22 protein-coding genes and 2 riboswitches are annotated in these 20,414 nt (G+C 72.7%); of the genes, 14 read left to right on the forward strand and 8 right to left on the reverse strand.

What is annotated here, in order from left to right; genetic code table 11:
- The coding region (locus tag LZG04_RS32320) for a hypothetical protein (protein WP_233824233.1) at positions 1–190 on the forward strand (190 nt) is incomplete at its 5' end.
- A gap of 117 nt (positions 191–307) precedes the next feature.
- Here the strand turns inward: LZG04_RS32320 and LZG04_RS32325 are convergent.
- Positions 308–1,021: a hypothetical protein gene (locus LZG04_RS32325; protein WP_233824235.1), complete on the reverse strand. Its 714-nt coding sequence runs from the start codon at positions 1,019–1,021 to the stop codon at positions 308–310.
- 102 nt (positions 1,022–1,123) lie between these two features.
- Positions 1,124–1,250, forward strand: a riboswitch (TPP riboswitch).
- Between LZG04_RS32325 and thiC the strand changes: the two genes are divergently transcribed.
- The 5 genes from thiC to LZG04_RS32350 all read left to right on the forward strand — a co-directional run bounded on the left by thiC (position 1,241) and on the right by LZG04_RS32350 (position 5,145).
- Positions 1,241–2,893 (forward strand): phosphomethylpyrimidine synthase ThiC, encoded by a 1,653-nt coding sequence (gene thiC / locus LZG04_RS32330; RefSeq protein ID WP_233824237.1) that lies wholly within the window; start codon positions 1,241–1,243, stop codon positions 2,891–2,893. (Overlaps the previous riboswitch by 10 nt.)
- Positions 2,894–2,904: 11 nt before the next feature.
- The gene (gene thiD / locus LZG04_RS32335) at positions 2,905–3,708 is read left to right on the forward strand and encodes a bifunctional hydroxymethylpyrimidine kinase/phosphomethylpyrimidine kinase (protein WP_233824584.1); all 804 of its coding nucleotides are present in this window, start codon (positions 2,905–2,907) and stop codon (positions 3,706–3,708) included.
- A 10-nt stretch (positions 3,709–3,718) separates the two neighbouring features.
- The gene (locus LZG04_RS32340; protein WP_233824239.1) at positions 3,719–4,528 is read left to right on the forward strand and encodes a class I SAM-dependent methyltransferase; all 810 of its coding nucleotides are present in this window, start codon (positions 3,719–3,721) and stop codon (positions 4,526–4,528) included.
- Positions 4,529–4,585: 57 nt separating this feature from the next.
- Entirely contained in the window at positions 4,586–4,771 is a 186-nt protein-coding gene (locus LZG04_RS32345) for a hypothetical protein (protein WP_233824241.1), read from the forward strand.
- On the forward strand, positions 4,756–5,145 hold the full coding sequence (locus tag LZG04_RS32350) for a VanZ family protein (RefSeq protein WP_233824243.1): 390 nt from the start codon (positions 4,756–4,758) through the stop codon (positions 5,143–5,145). The genes LZG04_RS32345 and LZG04_RS32350 overlap by 16 nt, the downstream gene beginning before the upstream one ends.
- 17 nt (positions 5,146–5,162) lie before the next feature.
- Here LZG04_RS32350 and LZG04_RS32355 read toward each other — a convergent pair whose 3' ends face one another.
- The 4 genes from LZG04_RS32355 to thiO form a co-directional block, all read right to left on the reverse strand.
- Positions 5,163–5,594, reverse strand: a complete 432-nt coding sequence (locus tag LZG04_RS32355; protein WP_233824245.1) for a MarR family winged helix-turn-helix transcriptional regulator — start codon at positions 5,592–5,594, stop codon at positions 5,163–5,165.
- 58 nt (positions 5,595–5,652) lie between these two features.
- Positions 5,653–6,408, reverse strand: a complete 756-nt coding sequence (locus LZG04_RS32360) for a thiazole synthase (protein ID WP_308199607.1) — start codon at positions 6,406–6,408, stop codon at positions 5,653–5,655.
- 1 nt (position 6,409) lies between these two features.
- Entirely contained in the window at positions 6,410–6,610 is a 201-nt protein-coding gene (gene thiS / locus LZG04_RS32365; RefSeq protein WP_233824247.1) for a sulfur carrier protein ThiS, read from the reverse strand.
- Positions 6,607–7,614, reverse strand: coding sequence for a glycine oxidase ThiO (thiO, locus tag LZG04_RS32370; RefSeq protein WP_308199608.1), 1,008 nt, complete (start codon positions 7,612–7,614; stop codon positions 6,607–6,609). The genes thiS and thiO overlap by 4 nt, the downstream gene beginning before the upstream one ends.
- Positions 7,600–7,711: riboswitch (TPP riboswitch) on the reverse strand. (Overlaps the previous gene by 15 nt.)
- Before the next feature lie 44 nt (positions 7,712–7,755).
- Between thiO and thiE the strand changes: the two genes are divergently transcribed.
- Complete coding sequence (gene thiE / locus LZG04_RS32375; RefSeq protein WP_233824249.1) at positions 7,756–8,415, forward strand: thiamine phosphate synthase; 660 nt, start codon at positions 7,756–7,758, stop codon at positions 8,413–8,415.
- Positions 8,415–9,170 (forward strand): dioxygenase, encoded by a 756-nt coding sequence (locus LZG04_RS32380; protein ID WP_233824591.1) that lies wholly within the window; start codon positions 8,415–8,417, stop codon positions 9,168–9,170. Before thiE ends, LZG04_RS32380 begins: the two co-directional genes overlap by 1 nt.
- 92 nt (positions 9,171–9,262) lie before the next feature.
- Here LZG04_RS32380 and LZG04_RS32385 read toward each other — a convergent pair whose 3' ends face one another.
- The gene (locus LZG04_RS32385; protein ID WP_233824251.1) at positions 9,263–10,426 is read right to left on the reverse strand and encodes a S1 family peptidase; all 1,164 of its coding nucleotides are present in this window, start codon (positions 10,424–10,426) and stop codon (positions 9,263–9,265) included.
- Between the two features lie 530 nt (positions 10,427–10,956).
- Here LZG04_RS32385 and LZG04_RS32390 point away from each other — a divergent pair.
- On the forward strand, positions 10,957–11,877 hold the full coding sequence (locus LZG04_RS32390; RefSeq protein WP_233824253.1) for a threonine/serine dehydratase: 921 nt from the start codon (positions 10,957–10,959) through the stop codon (positions 11,875–11,877).
- 2 nt (positions 11,878–11,879) lie between these two features.
- On the opposite strand, the gene LZG04_RS32395 is transcribed toward LZG04_RS32390, so the two are convergent.
- Together LZG04_RS32395 and LZG04_RS32400 are read right to left on the reverse strand one after the other, a co-directional pair.
- The gene (locus LZG04_RS32395; RefSeq protein ID WP_308199609.1) at positions 11,880–13,328 is read right to left on the reverse strand and encodes an MFS transporter; all 1,449 of its coding nucleotides are present in this window, start codon (positions 13,326–13,328) and stop codon (positions 11,880–11,882) included.
- Between the two features lie 335 nt (positions 13,329–13,663).
- Positions 13,664–14,422: a GntR family transcriptional regulator gene (locus LZG04_RS32400; RefSeq protein WP_053715905.1), complete on the reverse strand. Its 759-nt coding sequence runs from the start codon at positions 14,420–14,422 to the stop codon at positions 13,664–13,666.
- A 242-nt stretch (positions 14,423–14,664) separates the two neighbouring features.
- Here LZG04_RS32400 and LZG04_RS32405 point away from each other — a divergent pair, with 242 nt between their 5' ends.
- The 5 genes from LZG04_RS32405 to LZG04_RS32425 are packed head-to-tail and all read left to right on the forward strand — an operon-like array spanning position 14,665 to position 20,264.
- Entirely contained in the window at positions 14,665–15,948 is a 1,284-nt protein-coding gene (locus LZG04_RS32405) for a sugar ABC transporter substrate-binding protein (protein ID WP_233824255.1), read from the forward strand.
- A 7-nt stretch (positions 15,949–15,955) separates the two neighbouring features.
- Positions 15,956–16,945 carry a carbohydrate ABC transporter permease gene (locus tag LZG04_RS32410; RefSeq protein WP_233824257.1) on the forward strand — a complete coding sequence of 330 codons (990 nt, stop codon included), beginning with the start codon at positions 15,956–15,958 and terminating at the stop codon, positions 16,943–16,945.
- The gene (locus LZG04_RS32415) at positions 16,942–17,763 is read left to right on the forward strand and encodes a carbohydrate ABC transporter permease (protein ID WP_233824259.1); all 822 of its coding nucleotides are present in this window, start codon (positions 16,942–16,944) and stop codon (positions 17,761–17,763) included. Before LZG04_RS32410 ends, LZG04_RS32415 begins: the two co-directional genes overlap by 4 nt.
- A gap of 6 nt (positions 17,764–17,769) precedes the next feature.
- Positions 17,770–19,224 carry a glycoside hydrolase family 3 protein gene (locus tag LZG04_RS32420; RefSeq protein WP_233824261.1) on the forward strand — a complete coding sequence of 485 codons (1,455 nt, stop codon included), beginning with the start codon at positions 17,770–17,772 and terminating at the stop codon, positions 19,222–19,224.
- Positions 19,221–20,264, forward strand: a complete 1,044-nt coding sequence (locus tag LZG04_RS32425; protein WP_233824263.1) for an SIS domain-containing protein — start codon at positions 19,221–19,223, stop codon at positions 20,262–20,264. The genes LZG04_RS32420 and LZG04_RS32425 overlap by 4 nt, the downstream gene beginning before the upstream one ends.
- Positions 20,265–20,414 lie beyond the last annotated feature (150 nt).

Consider the following 20,414-nt stretch of genomic DNA (forward strand, 5'->3'; position numbering starts at 1 on the left):
CGGGCAGGCGGCGCGCGGGCAGGCGGCGCGCGGGCAGGCGGCGCGCGGGCAGGCGGCGCGCGGGCAGGCGGCGCGCGGGCAGGCGGCGCGCGGGCAGGCGGTGGTCGGTGGGGAGGCGCGGGGGCGAGGCTCGGGGCCGGCGGGGCTCGGCGGGTGGGTTGGCGGGTGGGCTCGGCGGGTGGTGGGGTGAGGCGGGGGTTGAGGGCGGTCCTCTTTGTTCTAACCGACGTTCCAGCGGTGGGATAACGGCGTTTTCGTTGATCGGTTTTTCGAGGTTCACCCGGTTGGGTGGCGGGCCGGGCTGGTGCTAGACCGGGTCGGCGGCGGTGTGCTGGTCGCGTTGGGCCTTCGCCTGGTGGTCGGTGCGGGATGGGCGCTCCGGTCGCCGCCACGGCAGTTCCGGGAACGACGCCAGCTCGACGTGCGTGGTGCAGGCGGCCAGTTCCGGGTAGGCGCCGGCCAGGACGGCGGCCCTGATGCGGCGCACCTGGCCGACCGTCGGCAGCTCCCCCACCAGCAGGAACGGCAGCAGCAGGCGCCAGGTGCCGACGGTCGCGGCACGGGCGCGGTGAGGTGCGCGCAGGGTCGCCCGGGCCACCCGCAGCGCGTGTTCGCCCGCGGTGATGGCTTTCGGGTGGGCGGCGTGGTCCCAGGACCAGCGCAGGCCGTCGGCCATGGCGCAGCGCACGCAGTCGGCGGGCCCGGTGGCCAGTTCCTCGCCGCACTGGGAGCACGCGAGCAGGGTCATCGCCCAGTCCGTGCACGTCCACGGGTGCCGCCCGACCTCGTCGGCCAGCACGAGCTCGGCCAGTTCGCGCTCCCCCGCGCCGCCCTCGGCGAGCTGTTCGGCCGACAGCAGCTCCTGCCAGTCGAGCAGCCAGTACTGGTCGACGAGCTCCGCGCAGAACCGGCACGACGGGTAGCCGCGGCCCGCCAGGTCGCCGCACGACGGGCACGGCGAGACGGCGGCGGGGCGGGCCACGCGCCGGGCGCCGGGCGGGAACGGCTGGTGATCAGCCACGCGGTGAAAGGTACGCGCAAACAGTGGCGCTTGGCATCCGCACCTTGGCAGCGCACCGGGCCGTGGCTATGGTCAGGCCGGTGGCCCGACGGCCGCCGACAACTCAACACACGCGGGAGCTCGCGCCACAGCGGGCTGAGAGGGCGGCTGGAGCGCGAGGCTCCGGTGCCGCCGACCGCCTGAACCTGACCGGGTAATGCCGGCGTAGGGAGGAATGTCGTGACGGCACTTGACGACCGTTCGGTCAAGCCCAGCGTCACCACCGGGCCGATCCCGGGCTCGCACAAGGTCCACCGCGAGGTGGGCGACGGCGTGCGCGTCCCGTTCCGCCGGGTGGAGCTGACCAACGGCGAGCACGTCGACCTGTACGACACTTCCGGTCCGTACACGGACCACGACGCGACCATCGACGTCCACAGTGGACTTCCGAAGCTGCGCGCGGGCTGGATCGCGGCGCGCGAGCCGCTCAACGGGGCGGTGACCCAGTTGGCGTACGCCAAGGCGGGGATCGTCACGCCGGAGATGCGGTTCGTCGCGGCCCGCGAGAACCTGAGCCCGGAGTTCGTCCGGGACGAGGTGGCGATCGGCCGGGCGGTCATCCCGCTCAACCGCAACCACCCCGAGGCCGAGCCGATGATCATCGGCAAGAAGTTCCTGGTCAAGATCAACGCCAACATCGGCAACTCCGCGGTGACCTCCTCGATCGAGGAGGAGGTGGAGAAGATGGTGTGGGCGTCGCGGTGGGGCGCGGACACGATCATGGACCTGTCGACGGGCAAGCGGATCCACGAGACCCGCGAGTGGATCATGCGGAACTCGCCGGTTCCGGTCGGGACCGTGCCGATCTACCAGGCGCTGGAGAAGGTGGACGGCGACCCGGCGAAGCTGTCGTGGGAGGTCTACCGCGACACCGTCATCGAGCAGGCCGAGCAGGGCGTGGACTACATGACCGTGCACGCGGGCGTGCTGCTGCGGTACGTGCCGCTGACCGCCAAGAGGGTCACGGGCATCGTCTCGCGCGGCGGGTCGATCATGGCCGCGTGGTGCCTGGCGCACCACAAGGAGAGCTTCCTCTACACGCACTTCGAGGAGCTGTGCGAGATCCTGCGGGCCTACGACGTGACGTTCAGCCTCGGTGACGGGCTGCGGCCCGGGTCGATCGCGGACGCCAACGACGAGGCGCAGTTCGCGGAGCTGCGGACGTTGGGCGAGTTGACGCACGTCGCCCGGTCGCACGACGTGCAGGTGATGATCGAGGGCCCGGGTCACGTGCCGATGCACAAGATCGCGGAGAACGTGCGGCTGGAGGAGGAGTGGTGCGGCGAGGCGCCGTTCTACACCCTCGGGCCGCTGGCCACCGACATCGCGCCCGCCTACGACCACATCACGTCGGCGATCGGCGCGGCGCAGATCGGCTGGCTGGGCACGGCGATGCTGTGCTACGTCACGCCGAAGGAGCACCTGGGCCTGCCCAACCGGGACGACGTGAAGACCGGCGTGATCACGTACAAGATCGCGGCGCACGCGGCGGACCTGGCCAAGGGCCACCCGGGCGCGCAGGAGCGGGACGACGCGCTGTCGAGGGCGCGGTTCGAGTTCCGGTGGGAGGACCAGTTCAACCTGTCGCTGGACCCGGACACGGCGCGGTCGTTCCACGACGAGACGCTGCCCGCCGCGCCCGCGAAGACGGCGCACTTCTGCTCGATGTGCGGGCCGAAGTTCTGCTCGATGAAGATCACCCAGGACGTGCGGCGGTACGCGGAGGAACGGGGTCTGTCCACTGTGGAGGCGATCGAGGCCGGGATGGCGGAGAAGTCGCACGAGTTCGGTGACCGCGGCAACAAGGTCTACCTGCCGGTGGTGGATCGATGAGGGGTGCGGGGATGGCCGCCACGCCGCCGAGGGTGCTCACCATCGCCGGGTCCGACTCCGGCGGTGGCGCGGGCATCCAGGCCGACCTGCGCACGCTGTTCGCGTGCGGTGTGCACGGGATGACCGCGATCACGGCGGTGACCGTGCAGAACTCGCTGGGCGTCACCGGGTACACCGAGATCCCGCCGGACGTGGTGGCCGCGCAGGTCGAGGCGGTCGCCACGGACATCGGGGTGGACGCGGCCAAGACCGGGATGCTGGCGTCGGCGGCGATCATCGAGGCGGTCGCGGCGGCGCTGGACCGGGTGGACGTGGGGCCGTTCGTGGTGGACCCGGTGGCCGCGTCGATGCACGGGCACCAGTTGCTGGCCGACGACGCGCTGGACGCGTTGCGGACGCTGCTGTTCCCTCGGGCGACGCTGGTGACGCCGAACCTGGACGAGGTGCGGCTGATCACCGGCATCGACGTGCGCAGCCGGGCCGACCAGCGCAAGGCCGCCGAGGCGCTGCACGCGCTGGGCCCGCGGTGGGTGCTGGTCAAGGGCGGGCACCTGTGGGACGACCCGGAGTGCCTGGACGTGCTGTACGACGGCGCGGAGTTCATCGAGCTGCTCGGGCCGCGTTACGACGTCAAGCACACGCACGGCAGCGGTGACACGTTGGCGTCGGCGATCGCGTCGCAGCTCGCGCGGGGCGCGGACGTGCCGACGGCGGTGCGGTTCGGCAAGGACTTCATCGTCCGTTCGGTGGCCGCCGCGTACCCGTTGGGTGGCGGTGTCGGTCCGGTGTCGCCGTTGTGGCGGTTGGAGGGCTAGCGTCGAGGGGGTGGAGGTCGACCTGACCGGCGCCCCGGAGACGATGCTGGCGACGCTGTACGCGCGGGCGCTCGACGCCCGCGCGCAGCACCCCGTCCTCGGTGACGCGGCGGCGGCGGACGCCGTCGCGCGCATCGAGTACGACTTCCCGCGCACGGGGGTGACCGCGTCGACGGCGGCGGGTGTCGCCATGCGGGCGAAGCTGCTGGACGACTGGACCGCCGACTTCCTGGCGCGGCACCCGTCGGCGACCGTGCTGCACCTGGCGTGCGGGCTGGACACGCGGGCGCACCGGATGGCGTTCGGGCCGGGCGTGCGGTGGGTGGACGTGGACCTGCCGGAGGTGGCCGTGCTGCGGGAGCGGCTGCTGGACGTGCCGTCGGGCGACTACCGGCTGGTGCACGCGTCGGTCACCGACGACGGGTGGTGGGACGGGGTGCCCGCGGACCGGCCCGTGGTCGCCGTGTTCGAGGGGTTGACCATGTACCTGACCGAGGACCAGGTGCGCGGGCTCGTGCGGCGGGTCACCGGGCGGTTCAGCGGCGGTGAGCTGCTGTTCGACGTGTACGGGTCGTTCGGGATCAGGATGCAGAAGCTGGTGCCGGCGGTGCGGCGGGCGGGTGCGACGCTGCACTGGGGGTTGGACGACCCGGCCGTCGTCGAGGGCTGGCACGCGGGGTTGCGCTGCGTGGACGCGGTGCGGTCGGTGGAGCTGCCGCAGATCGCCGCCGAACCGTGGACGGGGCGGGTGCCGATGCGGATCATGGCGCGGTTGCCCGGGGTCAGGGATGTGGGCCGGGTGCTGCGGTACCGGTTCTGACGGTTCTTCTCAGGCTGCTCTGAGGCACCGGCGCGGAACTCGTGCGTCTTGTAAGGCATGAGCGCAGTCGGTCAGGACGCCTACATCGCCGAGTTGGTGCTGAGCCGACCCGAGGCGGTGACGGCGTTGTTCGCGGGGTCGGTGCTGCTGGGCGCGGTCGGGTTCGCGGTGGCGCGGTGGCGCGGCTGGGCTGTGGTGCCCGCGGTGCTGGCCGGGTGCGGGCTGGCGTGGCGCTGGCGGTGACCCTGGCCCGGCCGGGCGGGTCGTTCTCGGTGGCCACGACCGACCCGATCGGGATGTGCGTGGGCAACGAGTTCTCGCTCACCGGGTCGCTGGAGCGGCTGAACCTGGTGATGCTGGCCCCGTTCGCGTTCTTCGCCACGCTGGCCACGCGCCGGCCGTTCGCGGTGCTCGGCGTGTCGGCGGCGTTCAGCGGGGCGGTGGAGTTCATGCAGGCCCTGACGGCGATCGGGGTGTGCGAGGCGCAGGACTTCTACAACAACACCGTGGGCGCGTTCTTCGCCGTGCTGGTGGCGTGGCTGTTCACGGTCGCCGCAGGTGGCCCTCGTGCGACGCGCGCGGGTCGACCGTCCCGGGGGCCGGCAGCCACCGGGTGAGCACGGGGGAGACCGGGTCAGCCGGCCTCGCCGACCAGCTCCTCCAACGCGGGCAGGGCGTGCACCAGGGCGTCGCGGTGCTCGGGGCTCAGTTCCTCGATCCGCCGTTGCAGCTCGCGCACCCGCGCCGACCGCACCCCGGACACCATCGTCACGCCCTCCGGCGTGGGGGTCGCGAGCCACGCCCGCCCGTCCTGCGGGTCCGGTTCGCGCCGCACGTAACGGGCCTCCACCAGCGCCGCCACGATCCGCGACAACGTCGGCGGCGCGACGCCCTCCTTCGCGGCCAGGTCGCCCAACCGCATGGGGCCGCACCGCGCCAACGTCGCCAACGCCGACACCGCGCCCGGCCCGAGACCGGGCGACCCGGTGCGCCGCAGCAGCCGGGAAAGCCTGCCGATCGCGAGGTACAGCCTGGCGGTGGCGTCCTCGACCTGGTCGGCCGTCACGGCACTCCTCCTCGGGCAGACGGGCACGGGCGAGCATCCATCATGCCGTGCCGGGCAATCACCCCACTGCCGGACTCGACGCGTGCGCCCAGAAACGCTTCGGGATCCGGCCCGCCGACCGGGCCAGCCGACCGGCCTCCACGCCCGCGCGCATCGCCGCCGCCATCCGCTCGGGATCCTGCGCCCTGGTCACGGCGGTCGCCAGCAGCACGGCCGAGCAGCCCAGCTCCATCGCCAGCGCCGCGTCCGACGCGGTGCCGACGCCCGCGTCGAGGATCACCGGCACGGACGCGCGGGCCACGATCAGCTCGATGTTGTGCGGGTTGCGGATGCCCAGCCCGGTCCCGATCGGCGAGCCCAGCGGCATCACGGCGGCGCAGCCCACCTGTTCCAGCCGGGACGCGAGCACCGGGTCGTCGGAGGTGTAGGGCAGCACCACGAACCCGTCGTCGACGAGCTGCTCGGCCGCGTCCAGCAGCTCCACCGGGTCGGGCAGCAGGGTCTGGTCGTCGGCGACGACCTCCAGCTTCACCCAGTCCGTCTCCAACGCCTCGCGCGCCAGGCGCGCGGTGAGCACCGCTTCGGCGGCGGTGCGGCAGCCGGCGGTGTTGGGCAGCGCGGTGATGCCGAGCCGTCCGAGCAGGTCCAGCACGCCGCCGCCGGACGCGTCCAGCCGCCGCATCGCGACCGTGGTCAGCTCCGTGCCGGACGCCACCAGCGCGCGTTCCAGCACCGCCAGGTTCGCCGCGCCACCGGTGCCCATGATCAGGCGCGAGCCGAACTCGCGACCGGCGATCACCAACGGGTCGTCCACGTCACCCTCCCTGCACGGCGGTCAGCACCTCGACCGCGGCCCCGTCGGGCACGGTCGTGGTCTCCCACGCGGCCCGCGGCACGACCTCGCCGTCCAGGGCGACCGCGACACCCCGGGCCGGCGCTTCGAGCAGCGCCAGCACGGTGGCGACGGTCGACCCGTCGGCCAGTTCCCGCTCCAGACCGTTGACCTTCGCCTTCACCGACTGTTTCCTCCTTCGCGGAGCAGGGCGAGCACCCGCCGCGCCGTGACGGGCGCGAGCAGCAGACCGTTGCGGTGGTGGCCGGTGGCGGCCAGCACGCCGGGTTCGAGCCACCGCACGACCGGCGCGTTGTCGGGGCTGCCGGCGCGGAACCCGGCGGCGGCCTCGGTGAGCGCGTACTCGGCGATGCCGGGCCACACCACCTCGGCGTCGCGCAGCAGGTCGCGCACGCCGCCGACGGTCACGTCACCGTCGAAACCGGCCTCGTACTGGGTCGCGCCGAGCACGAACCCGCCCTCGCGCGGCACCAGGTAGACGGGTCGGCCGGAAACCTGGGCGCGGATCGTGTGCCGGGGCGGCGGCAGCGCGCCGGGCCGGGCCGACAGCCGCAGGATCTCGCCCTTCACCGGCCGGATCACGTCGCGCAGCGCCGGGTGCAGGTCGCGGCTCCACGCGCCGGCCGCGATCACCGTCACGTCCGCGCCCTCGCCCGGCTCGTCGGCGAACACCACGCCGTCGGCGGCGCACGCCTGCCGCAGCGCGCGCAGCAGCGCCCGGTTGTCCACGGCCACGTCACCCGGCACCGACAGTCCACTCCGGACCGGGCCGAGGCCGGGTTCCAGCGCGCGCAGCTCACGGCCGGTCAGCCGGGTCGCGGAGCGGCCCATCCGCTCCAGGTAGGCGCACAGCTGGGCCAGCACCTCGACGTCGGCCCGGTCGACCGCGACGGCCAGCGTGCCCACCGGGCTCAGCGCCACGCCGAGCGAGCGCGCGTACTCCGGCCACAGCTGGAGCGACTCGACGCCGAGCGCGAGCACGTCCTCGTCGCCCGGCCACGCCTCGGTGATCGGGGCGAGCATCCCGCCCGCGACCCGTGAACCCCCGTGCGGCGAACCGTGGTCGACGACCTCGACCGCGTAGCCGGCGCGGGCGGCGTACCAGGCCGCGGACAGGCCGATGACGCCACCGCCGAGGACGGTCACTCGCATTGCCAAGGCACTCACGCTCCCTGCGCCGGCATGACCCGGATCAGGTTCGACGGTCGGAGCGAACCACGCTCCCTCTCAGCCCGGTGTGTTCCAGGCTCCCGTGCGGACCTCTTCCACCGTAGCGCACGAAACGGGCCGGCGGTTACCGTGCCGCCCGTGCCAGGACTCGACGCAACGCGGATCAGGCGGCGGCTCGCCGACGCACGGCTCTACCTCTGCACGCCCACGCGACCCGACCTCGCCGAGTTCGCGGACGCCGCGCTCGCGGGCGGTGTCGACGTCGTGCAGTTGCGGGACAAGGGCCTCGAAGCCAAGCAGGAGATCGCCGCGCTGGAGGTGCTCGCCGAGGCGTGCGCCCGGCACGGCGCGCTGCTGGCGGTCAACGACCGGGCGGACGTGGCGCTGGCCGTGGACGCCGACGTGCTGCACCTGGGGCAGGACGACCTGCCGGTGCCGCTGGCCCGCCGGGTGGTGGGCGACGACGTGGTGATCGGCCGGTCCACGCACGACGTCGGGCAGGCGCGTGCGGCGGCCGTGGAGCCTGGGGTGGACTACTTCTGCACCGGGCCGTGCTGGCCGACGCCGACGAAGCCGGGGCGTCCCGCGCCGGGGTTGGACCTGGTGCGCGCCACGGCGGGCACGACGGACCGGCCGTGGTTCGCGATCGGCGGCATCGACCGCGAGCGGCTGCCCGAGGTGCTGGCCGCGGGCGCGGAGCGGGTCGTGGTCGTGCGCGCCATCACGGAGGCGGAGGATCCGCGCGCCGCCGCGGCCTGGTTGAAACTTCAACTAAAGGGCGTACAGTCGTCGGCGTGATGCCTGTGCTGTACCTGGGCCACGGGGCTCCCCCGCTGGCCGACGACGAACGGTGGACCGGCGAGCTGAGGTCGTGGTCCGCGACGCTGCCGCGCCCGGAGTCGATCCTGGTCGTCTCGGCGCACTGGGAGAACGACCCGCTCACGCTGGGCGCGACCACGACCGTGCCGCTGACGTACGACTTCCGGGGCTTCCCGCAGCGGTACTACGAGGTCACCTACGACGCGCCGGGCGCGCCGGGGCTGGCCCGCGAGGTCGCCCGGCTGGTCGACCGGCCGGTGGCGCACGACGAGGGGCGCGGGCTCGACCACGGCGCGTACGTGCCGCTGAAGGAGATGTTCCCCGAGGCGGACGTGCCGGTGCTCCAGATGTCCATGCCCAGCCTCGACCCGCGCGAGTTGTTCGAGGTCGGGCGCGGGCTCGCGCCGCTGCGCGAGCAGGGCGTGCTGATCGTCGGCAGCGGGTTCATGACGCACAACCTGAGCTGCGTGGACATGTCCGCGGGCCCGGACTACCGGCCACCGTCGTGGTCGGCCGAGTTCGACGACTGGGCGGGCCGGGCGCTGGCCGACGGCGACGTGGACGCGTTGCTGGACTTCCAGCGCAAGGCGCCGGCGGCGGGCATCGCGCACCCGCGCACCGAGCACTTCGCGCCGCTGTTCGTGTCACTGGGCGCGAGCGCCGCGCAGGAGGCCACGACCACCGTCGAGGGCTTCTGGTACGGGCTGTCCAAGCGGTCCGTGCAGTTCGCCTGAGACACCCCCGGCACGAGCGACGCCCCCGAGCCGACGGCCCGGGGGCGTTCTCGCGAGCGGTGCGCGGTCGGCAGGGACGGCCGCGCGCCGGGTCAGCCGCGGGTCAGGCTCAACCCGTAGGCGGACAGGATCTCGCCGACCGGCTGGAAGTAGGTCGTGCCGCCGGAGGTGCAGTTGCCCGAACCGCCGGAGGTCACGCCCTGGGCCTGGCTGTAGCCGGTGCCCGCGACCCACGAGCCGCCCGAGTCACCGGGCTCGGCGCACGCGTTGGTGCGGGTCAGGCCGGACACCGAGCCCTGCGCGTAGTTCACCGTCTGGTTCTTCGCCTGGACGGTGCCGCAGCGCCAGCCGGTGGTCGAGCCCGAGCGGCAGATCGCCGCGCCGACCGCCGCCGAGGTGGAGCCGGTCACGGTGACGTTGCTGCCGTTGTAGCGGTTGACCCACGGGCGCGAGGTCCAGCTGGAGTTCGTCCGAACCCAGGCGTAGTCGTTGCCGGGGAAGGACGAGCCCGCGAAGGAGCCCTGCGAGACGCGGTTGAAGCCGGTCGTCGCGTTGCCCACGCGGCCGCAGTGACCGGCGGTGACGAAACCGCCGCTGACCGCGAAGCCGACCGAGCACCGGCCGCTGCCGATGTAGTACGCGTCGCCGCCGCGCGTGTCGTAGAGGGTCGTCGGGCTCTCGTCGACCTCGACCACCCGCACCGCCGGGCTGACCGACTTGGCCGTCGCCAGGAACGACTCCGCCGCCGCGTCGCGCTGGAAGCGGTTGACCTCGACCACGACCGAGTTCGTCTGCTCGTCGACCCGCCAGCCGGTGATCGACTTCGGCGCCGACAGGGTGTCGATCGCCGACTTCGCGCCGGTCAGCTGCTGGTGGGAGAAGGCGACGTACCTGGCGTCCGCGCCCGCGGCCTTCGCCGCGCCCGCCTTGGCCGGGTCGGCCACCGCGACGACCAGCTTGCCGGTCGCCTGGTTGATCCACGAGCCCGCGTAGGCGCTGCCGACCGCGGACCGCGCCGCGGACTCGACCTCACCCGCTCGTGCGTCACTCGCCAAACGGGCGGTGATCTGCTCGGCGTTCAGGCCCAGGTCGCGTTCCACCGCTTGGAGCAACCCGGCGGGGTAGCTCTCCGTGTCGGCCGGGGTTGCGCCCTGGGGCGCCGCCGTGTCCGCGATGGCCGGTACGCTGAGAGCTGTAGCCGTGCCGGCGGCCAGCAGGACGGCCGTGGCAAGGCGGACCGCACTCGTGCGGTTCATTAGGCGTCTCCCTCATCTTCGGGTGCAGGGGACCCGAGAGCCTGGTTGCAGGGACCGCTCTCGGGGGCTCTAGGGGGACGGGTGGTGGGGCGGCGGCAGGGGTCGCCCCACCCCTTTACTTCTCGCCCGGGTCGTCGCTCGGGGCTCCCGGTTCGTCGTCGCGCCCGGTGAGGCGCACCGCGAGGACCGCTTTCCCGCGTCCCGCATGGCACCCCTCCCCGGTCTCTACCGACCAGTACTCACCCGTTCGAGCGACGTTATGACTCCGTAACCTGTTACGGCTCGAGCCATCTGAGGGCGAAGTGTGTCACAGGACACGCCAATGTGACTGCGCTGTGTAGCGTTTGACAGTTAACTCTCACTCAAGGTAGTGAGTCGATCACCGATTCGGGCGGATTTGCCAGATGTAAGCGATTCGGTGAAGCGAGCCACGGACGTGTGAATGTTGTTGGCCCGGCCGGGTGAGGCAGGAGGAGTTCCGGTCACCACCCGTGTAGGCGTGACGCCGCCGCAGGGGTGAGGATCGACGCATGGCACTCGTCACGATCTCCGACATCCAGGCCGCCGCCGACCGCATCGAGGGCGCGGCGGTGCGCACTCCCCTGCTGCGGTTCGACGACGGGTTGTGGCTCAAGCCGGAGAGCCTGCAACCGGTCGGCGCGTTCAAGATCCGCGGCGCGTACAACGCGGTCGCGCGGCTGCCCGAAGAGGTGCGGGCACGCGGCGTCGTCGCCTACTCCAGCGGCAACCACGCCCAGGCCGTCGCGTACGCGGCCAAGCTGTTCGGCGTGCCCGCGGCGATCGTCGTGCCGGACACCACGCCCCGGGTCAAGGTCGACGCGACCCGCTCGCACGGCGCGGAGGTCTTCCAGGTGCCGACGGCGCAGCGGGAGGTGCGGGCCGCGGAGCTGGTCGCCGAGCGGGGCGCGACGCTGATCCCGCCGTTCGACCACCCCGACGTCATCGCGGGCCAGGGCACCATCGGGCTCGAGGTGGTCGCCGACCTGCCCGACGTGGCCGCGGTGCTCGTGCCGGTCAGCGGCGGCGGGCTGATCTCCGGGGTGGCCGCAGCGGTGAAGGCGCTCAACCCGGCCATCCGCGTCATCGGGGTCGAGCCGGAGCTCGCCGGTGACGCGGCCGAGTCGCTGCGCGTCGGCACGCTGATCCGCTGGCCCGCCGACGACCGGGCCCGCACGATCGCCGACGGGCTGCGCGCCGAGCCGTCCGAGCTGACGTTCGAGCACATGCGCGCCTACGTGGACGACATCGTGACCGTGTCGGAGGAGCAGATCGGCGAGGCGGTCGGCCTGCTCGCGCGGCGGGCCCGGCTGGTCGTGGAGCCCAGCGGCGCGGTCACGGTCGCCGCCCACCTCGCGCGGCCGGCCGAGCGCACCGTGGCCGTGCTGTCGGGAGGGAACGTCGACCCGGAGGTGTTCGCCCGCTACCTGTGAGTTCAGTCGGGCAGGCGCGCGGGCGGGGCGTCCACGGCGCAGCTGAGGCACTCGTGGGCCGGTTTGAGCACGCGATTGTCCGTGCCCAGGGCCAGCAGCCCGCCGACGATCGACGCGACCGCGCACACCAGCAGGGCCGTCCGCCAGCCCTCGGTGAGCGCGGTCGGGTCGGCGTACTGGGCCCCGGTCAGGCCCGCCACCGCGGGCAGCACGGCCACCGCGACCAGGCTGCCGGTGCGGGCGACGGCGTTGTTCACCCCGGACGCCACGCCCGCGTACCGGTCGGGCGCGGCGGCCAGCACGGTCGCCGTCACCGGGGCCACCACCGCCGCCAGGCCGAAGCCGAACACCAGCAGGCCGGGCAGCACGTCGGTCCAGTAACCGGCCCCCGGCTCGACCCGGCGCAGCAACAGCATCCCGACGCCGATCAGGACGGGTCCGCCGACCAGTTGGGCGCGCGGCCCGAACCGCTGGGCGAGGCTGCCGGAGCGCGCCGACAGGACCAGCATGATGATCGTGATCGGCACGCCGGCCAGGCCGGACGCCGTGGGCGAGTAGTGCAGCGACACCTGAAGTTGCAGCACCATGAGCACCATCACCCCGCCCAGGGCGGCGTAGACCAGGAACGTCAGGGCGTTGGCCAGCACGAACGTCCGGTTGGCGAACAGCCGGGGCGGCACCAGCGGGTCGTGGCCGCGCCGTTGCATCACCACGAACGCCACCAGGCCCGCCACGCCGACCGCGCCCGCCGCGACGACGAGCGCGTCCGCGCCCCGCACGGGCGCTTCGACCAGCGCGCCGGTGATGCCCGCCAGGCCGACCGCCCCGACGACCGACTCACCGATGTTCGGGTGGCCGGTGAGGGCCTCGTCGCGGGACTCGGGCACGTACCGGCGGGCCAGCCACACGCAGACCGCCGCGACCGGCAGGTTGATCAGGAACGCGAGCCGCCACGACCACGCCTGCACCAGCAGGCCGCCCAGCAGCGGCCCGACCGCCGTGGCCACGCCGGACAGCCCCGACCACGCGCCGATCGCCCGACCCCGGTCGGCGCGGGCGAACACCGACTGGAGGATGGCCAGCGAGCCGGGCGTGAGCAGCGCGCCGCCGACGCCTTGCAGCACGCGGGCCACCACGAGCAGCTCGGTGGTCGGCGCCAGCCCGCAGAGCAGGGACGCCGCGCCGAACCACAGCACGCCGAAGGTGAAGACGCGGCGGCGGCCGTAGCGGTCGCCCAACGAGCCCGCGATCAGGATCAGCGACGCCAGGGCCAGCAGGTAGCCGTCGAGGATCCACTGCAACCCGGCGACGGACGCGCCCAGCTCGGCCCCGATGCGGGGCAGGGCGACGTTGACGATCGTGCTGTCGAGCATCGCCATGCCCGAGCCGAGGATGGTCGTCGCCAACACGGCCCTGGCCCGTCCCGTGCCCCACACCACGATCTCCGCCACCGACCCAGTCTGCTCCTGGAGTTGTCCACAGGCGGGGCGGGGAGGCCGGAAAACGTCGGTGCGAGCCGGCAGTATCAAGAACAGGGGTCCCCCTGCGCGGGGGACGCCGGCAAAGCACTGCCGAACGCCGAAAAGCGCGGAAAGCGCGACAAAGGGCGGAAAGAAACGGAAAAGTGCGCCGACAAAACACCAGCGGTCGGGTCTGCCGAACGCCGTGAAAGGCTCGGGTCAAGCCTCTGACCAGCGACGATGGCGAGCCTGCCGGAAGCGGTGACCGGCACGTGAAAGGCGCGCCGCCCGGTGTCGCGAGGCGGAACCGGGCGGCGGTGCGGCGGTCAGTCGGCGGGGCGGTTCAGGGTGGCGACGAACTTGTAGCGGTCGCCCCGGTACACCGAGCGCACCCATTCCACCGGGTTGCCCTCCGTGTCGAACGAGTGCCGCGACAGCAGCAGCATCGGCAGGCCGATGTCGGCGCCCAGCAGCTCGGCCTCCTCCGGCGACGCGAGCGCCGTCTCGATCGTCTCCTCCGCGTGCCCCATCTCGACGCCGAACCGCTCCCGCAGCACCTGGTACAGCGACGCGCCCGGCGCGAGGTAGCGGCGCAGGCCGCGGAACCGGCCCAGGGCCAGGTGGGTGGTCTCGATCGCCATCGGCTCGCCGTCGGCCAACCGCAGCCGGTGCAGGCGCAGCACCTTCGCGCCCGCCCGCACGCCCAGCAGGCGGGCCAGCTCGGCCTCCGCGGCCATCTCCGACGCCTCGATCAACCGCGACGACGGCTGCCTGCCCTGCGCCTTCATGTCCTCTGTGTACGACGACAGCTGGAGCCGTTGCGCCACCTTGGGTTCGGCCGCGAACGTGCCCTTGCCCTGCACGCGCAGCAACCGGCCCTCCACGGTCAGTTCGGCAAGCGCTTGCCGGACCGTGGTGCGCGACACGTCGAACTCCGCCGCCAGCGAGCGCTCCGTCGGGATCGGCGATCCGGGCGGCAACGCGCGCAGCAGGTCGAGCAGGTGCCGCTTGAGTCCCCAGTACTTCGGCTCGCGCTGCGCGCGAGTCCTGGCGTCCACGCCAGTCGCAGGGCTCGTCTCGAGCATGCCTTCCTCCTCGCCCCTTGCCAGCCGACCTTGCCAGCGCTCCCAGACACAGGATGCCTTGTCCTCGTCGGATCGTGCGCCCGAACCCCCGACAACGGTCGAGAAAATGATCCGATGACTTTGCAACGGTCCAGCAACGGCCTTGACATGCCTTGTGGCGAGGCACACTCTAGGCCGCATTGGTCTACACCACTTTGGCGTTCCGGTCGTTGGGACCGGGGCATGGGGAAAGGGCGCACAACGTGAAGGGCTGGAGAGGACTGGCCGTAGGTGCCGCCGCACTCGCGGTGGCCGTGGCCGGATGTGGCACGAGCTCCGACGGCGGCAGCGGCAACTCCGGGGAACCCAAGACGCTGACGGTGTGGTTGATGGACGGCTCGGCGCCGACCACCCTGACCGACGCGCTCAACAAGGAGTTCCAGGACGCGCACCCCGGCGTCACCGTCAAGTACGAAGTGCAGAAGTGGAACGGCATCCAGGAGAAGCTGACCACCGCGCTGACCAGCAACAACCCGCCGGACGTCATCGAGCTGGGCAACACCCAGACGGCGAAGTTCGCGGCCGAGGAGACGCTGACCGACCTCAGCGGGGACGTCTCCGGCCTCAACGGCGACCAGTGGCTCGGCGGCCTCGAGGACTCGCTGACCTGGGACGGCAAGCAGTACGGCCTGCCGTTCTACGCCGCGAACCGCACGGTCATCTACCGGACCGACCTGTTCCAGGCCGCGGGCATCGCCGCCGCGCCGAAGTCGCGTGACGAGTGGGTCAGCGCGATCGAGAAGCTGAAGGCCGCCAACGCCGCGGACCCGGACTTCCAGCCGCTCTACCTGCCCGGCCAGTCCTGGTACGTGCTGCTGTCGTTCATCTGGGACGAGGGCGGTGACGTGGCCAAGCCGCAGGGCTCCGCCTGGGCGGGCGCGGTGGACACCCCGCAGGCCAAGGCCGGCCTGGAGTTCTACAAGAAGCTGGTCGACACCTCCGGCACGAAGGCCCCGAAGGACGCCGACGAGGCCACCCCGCAGCAGATGGAGGTGTTCGCCACGGGCAAGGTCGGCATGATGATCGGTCTGCCGTGGGAGCTCGCGGGCGCGGTCAAGGCCAACGCGGACCTGAAGGAGAAGGTCGGCGCGTTCCCGATCCCGTCGAAGACCGCGGGCAAGACGGCCCCGGTGTTCCTGGGCGGCTCGAACCTGGCCATCCCGGCCGGCAGCAAGAACGCCGACCTGGCCAAGGAGTACCTGAAGCTGCTGTCGTCCAAGAAGTACCAGGACATGCTGGCCGAGGGCGGCGCGGTGCCCGGCACCTCCACCGACACCTCGAAGCTCGCCACCACCCCGATCGGCAAGGCGCTGGCCGAGTCCGCCCCCAACGGCAAGGTCACCCCGACCACGCCGTCGTGGGCCGCGGTCGAGGCGGGTCAGAACCCGCTGAAGGACATGCTGACCGCGTACCTGACCGGCGCGAAGCCGCTGGACCAGGCGACGGCCGACGCGAACGCCGCCCTGTCGAAGACCCTGGGCGGATGACGGACGCATGACGGCCGTGCACACGACCGACGCCGCGGTGCCGACGAACTCCTCGTCGGCACCGCGGCGTGCCGCACCGGACGGCGCGCCGCGCCGTCGGGGCAGCGCCTTCGACCGGGCGCTGCCCTACCTGCTGCTGGCCCCCGCCGTGGTGGCCATCCTCTGGCTGATCGGTTGGCCCGTCCTCTCCGTCCTGGTGACCAGTTTCCGCCGGCTGAACCTGCGCGAGCTGACCCGCGGCGAGGTCGTGTGGGTCGGTCTGGACAACTACACCGAGATCCTGGGCGACCCCGGGTTCTGGGTCATCGCGGTGCGCTCGGTGGTGTTCACCGCGCTCGTGGTGGTCGCGTCGGTCCTCGCGGGCCTGCTGATCGCGCTGCTGATGCGGCAGATCAGCCCGGTCGTGCGGATCGTGCTGCAAGTGGCGATGCTGCTGGCGTGGGCGATGCCGCTGCTCGCGGCCACCACGGTCTACCAGTGGATCTTCGACCAGCAGTACGGCATCCTCAACAAGACCCTGGTCAAGCTCGGGTTCGACTCGTTCGCCGGGTTCTCGTGGTTCGGCACCGGCACGTCGACGCTGGCCGTGATCGGGCTGCTGATCGTGTGGCAGGCCGTGCCGTTCCTGGCGTTCTCCCTCTACGCGGGCGCCATCGGGATCCCGAAGGACCAGTACGAGGCGGCGGGCATCGACGGCGCGTCGGCGTGGCAGACGTTCCGCTCGGTGACGTGGCCCGAGCTGAGGCCGTTGTTGCTGATGGTGACGTTCCTGTCGCTGCTGTGGGACTTCAAGGTGTTCACGCAGGTCTGGGCCATGCGCAAGGGCGGCCCGGACGGCGGCAGCACCACGTTGCCCGTCTACCAGTACCTGGAGGGCATCTCCAAGAGCCACTTCGGCGTGGCCGCCGCGGTGTCCGTGGTGATGGTGGCGCTGCTGGCGCTGCTGACCTTCCAGTACCTGCGCAGGCTGGTCCGATCCCAGGAGGGCGAGCTGTGACCGCGAAAAAGGTCTCCGCCAACGTCGTGGCGCTGGTCGTGGCGTTGTTCTTCGCGTTCCCGACCTACTGGATGGTGTCCACGGCGCTCAAGCCGCGCAAGGACCTGCTGTCCACCGGTTACGACCTGATCCCGTTCTCCGTGACGGGCTCGAACTTCGCCACCGCGTGGACCAAGCCCGGGTTCCTCGACGCGCTGGGCAACAGCCTGCTGGTGTCGCTGACCGCGGTGCTGGGCGCGGTCGTGGTGGGCCTGCTGGCGGCGGTGGCGCTGTCGCGGATGCGGTTCAAGGGCCGCAAGGGCTTCGCGATGATGCTGCTGGTGGCGCAGATGGCGCCGTTCGAGGCGCTGCTGATCCCGATGTTCCTGATGATGCGCGACCTGGACCTGCTCGACCGGCTGCCCGCGTTGGCGCTGATCTACTTCGCGGTGACGCTGCCGTTCTGCGCGTGGACGCTGCGCGGGTTCGTCAACGGCATCCCGCTGGAGCTGGAGGAGGCGGCGATGGTGGACGGCTGCGGCCGGTGGGGCGCGTTCCGCCGCGTCACGCTGCCGCTGCTCGGCCCGGGCCTGGTCGCCACGTCGGTGTTCGCGTTCGTGACCGCGTGGAACGAGTTCCTGTTCGCGTTGTCGCTGGTCAAGGACCAGACGAAGGAGACCCTGCCGGTGTGGCTGTCGGGGTTCCAGACGCAGTTCGGCACGGACTGGGGTGGCGCGATGGCCGCGTCGGCGCTGTTCACCCTGCCGGTGCTGGTGTTCTTCCTGATCGTGCAGCGCAAGATGGTCACCGGCGTCACGGCCGGTGCGGTGAAGGGGTAGGACCGCATGTCGTTGCACCGGCTCGCGTCGGGTGTGCTGCTGCCGGGGTTCCACGGGACCACCGCGCCGGACTGGCTGCTCAAGCGGGTGGCCGACGGGCTCGGCGGTGTCGTGCTGTTCGGGCGGAACGTGGTCGACGACGCCCAGGTCACAGCGTTGAACGCGCAGTTGCGGGGTGTGCGCGCCGACGTCGTGATCGGCATCGACGAGGAGGGCGGCGACGTCACGCGGCTCGACGCGGGCCGCGGCTCGGAGGTGCCGGGCAACCACGCGTTGGGCGCGGCGGACGACGTGGGGCTGACCCGGGCGGTGGCGGCGTCGATCGGGGCGCGGCTGGCCGCGTGCGGGGTGAGCCTGAACCTCGCGCCGTCGGCCGACCTGGTGCTGACGCTGGACGACCCGGTGATCGGCGTGCGGTCGTTCGGGTCGGACCCGGAGGCGGCGGGCGCGCACGTGGCGGCGTTCGTGGAGGGCTTGCAGGCGGTGGGGGTGGCGGCGTGCGCCAAGCACTTCCCCGGCCACGGCGCGTCCACCGTGGACTCGCACGCGGCGCTGCCGGTGCTGCCGCGCACGCCCGAGGAGCTGGCGGCGGTCGAGTTCGTGCCGTTCCGCGCGGCGGTGGCGGCGGGGGTGCGGTCGATCATGACCGGGCACCTCGTCGTGCCGGGGTGGGGTGACGCGCCCGCGACGCTGAACCCGCTGGCGGTGCGGGTGCTGCGGGAGGAGCTGGGGTTCACCGGGGCGGTCATCACCGACGGGCTGGACATGAAGGCCGTCGGCGGCGACCTCGCGGAGGGGTCCGTGCGGTCGTTGGCGGCCGGGGTGGACGCGTTGTGCCTGGGCGGCGAGCCGTTGGACGACGACGGGTTGCAGTGGCTGATCGACAGCATCGTGGCGGCCGTGGAGTCGGGCGTGCTGCCGGTGGAGCGGTTGGAGGAGGCGGCGCGGCGGACGGCGGTGCTGGGCGCGCCGGCGGCGGCCGTGGCGGCGCACGACCCGGAGCTGGGTCTGGTCGCGGCACGGCGCGCGCTGGAGGTGCGCGGCACGTTGCGGCTGTCCGGGCCGCCGGTGGTGGTGGACCTCGCGGTGGAGCCGTCGATCGCGGTCGGGGACGTGCCGTGGGGGCTCGGGCCGTACCTGGCGGAGCTCGTGCCGGGCACCTCGGTGGTGGCGTCGACGTCCGCGGACGAGATCGCGGCGCTGGCCGGCGGGCGGCCGGTCGTGGTGGTGACGCGTGAGGCACACCGCTACGCCTGGGCTCGCGAGCTGGTGTCCTCCCTGGGTACTATTGGTCTAGACCTTGTGCACGTCGAGACGGGCGTGCCCGGGCCCGACCTGGGCGCCACCGCCCGCGTGGACACCCACGGCGGGTCGCGCGTGTGCCTGCGGGCCGCCGCCGAGCGCATCGCCGACGCCCTCCAGCAGACCCGAACCGAATCGACAGGGGAACAACTCCGATGACCGACCACCAGCCCGGCGGGCACATGGCGGCCGAGATCGACCAGCAGCCGGGGATCTTCGCCGACCTGCACGCGCGGCGGGACGCCATCGCGTCGGTCGCCTCGGTGATCGCCGAACGCCGGCCGCGGTTCGTGCTGCTGGCCGCGCGCGGGTCGAGCGACCACGCCGCGCTGTACGCGAAGTACCTCACCGAGGTGCTGCTGGAACTGCCCGCCGGGCTGGTGTCGCCGTCCACCACCACGCTGTACGGGGCCCAGCCCGACCTGCGGGACGTGCTGCTGGTCGCGGTGTCGCAGTCGGGCGGGTCGCCGGACCTGCTGGAGGTGACCGAGTCGGCGCGGGCCCGCGGGGCGTTGACCGTGGCGGTGACCAACACGGCGTCGTCGCCGCTGAACGGGGCCGCCGAGCTGTCGGTGGACGTCGGCGCGGGCGTGGAGCGGGCCGTGGCGGCGACGAAGACGTACTCCGCGACGCTGCTGGCGCTGTACCTGCTGGTGGACGCCATCCGCGGCGGTGACGGTTCGGCGGCCGCGCGGCTGGGCGACCTGGCCCGGGCGACGCTGGACTCGTCGGCCGACGCGGTGGCCGAGGCGGTGCAGCGGTACCGGTTCGTGGACCGGGTGCTGACCACCGGGCGCGGCTACTCGCTGCCGACGGCGCTGGAGTCGGCGCTGAAGCTCGCGGAGACCTCCTACCTGGCGGCGCGGGCGTACAGCGGGGCCGACCTGCTGCACGGGCCGGTGGCGGCGGTGGACGCGGAGACGGCCGTGCTGGCGGTGACCAGCGCGGGCAAGGGCGGTGACGCGCTGCACGACGTGCTGGACGCCGTGCACGGGCGTGGCGCGGACGTGCTGGCGGTGGGTTCGGCGTCGGACAAGGTCTCCGCCGCCCTGCGCATCCCGGTCGCCGAGACGGCCGAGGAGGTGGCCCCGATCCTGGAGATCCTGCCGGTGCAGCGCCTGGCCCACGGCCTGGCCCTGGCCCGCGGCGGCGACCCGGACAACCCGCGCGGCCTGAACAAGGTCACCCGAACCCGCTGACCCCGCGCGAGTCCTACGTTCGGAACGCGAGTGTCCTACGTTCGCGTCGCGTGAGTCCTACGTTCGGAACGCGAGTGTCCTACGTTCAGAACACCCGAGTTCAACGCTCAGAACACGGCCGAGGCCCGAGGGAACGTTCCCTCGGGCCTC

The sequence above is a fragment of the Saccharothrix sp. S26 genome, from assembly GCF_021390395.1.
Lineage (GTDB): Bacteria > Actinomycetota > Actinomycetes > Mycobacteriales > Pseudonocardiaceae > Actinosynnema.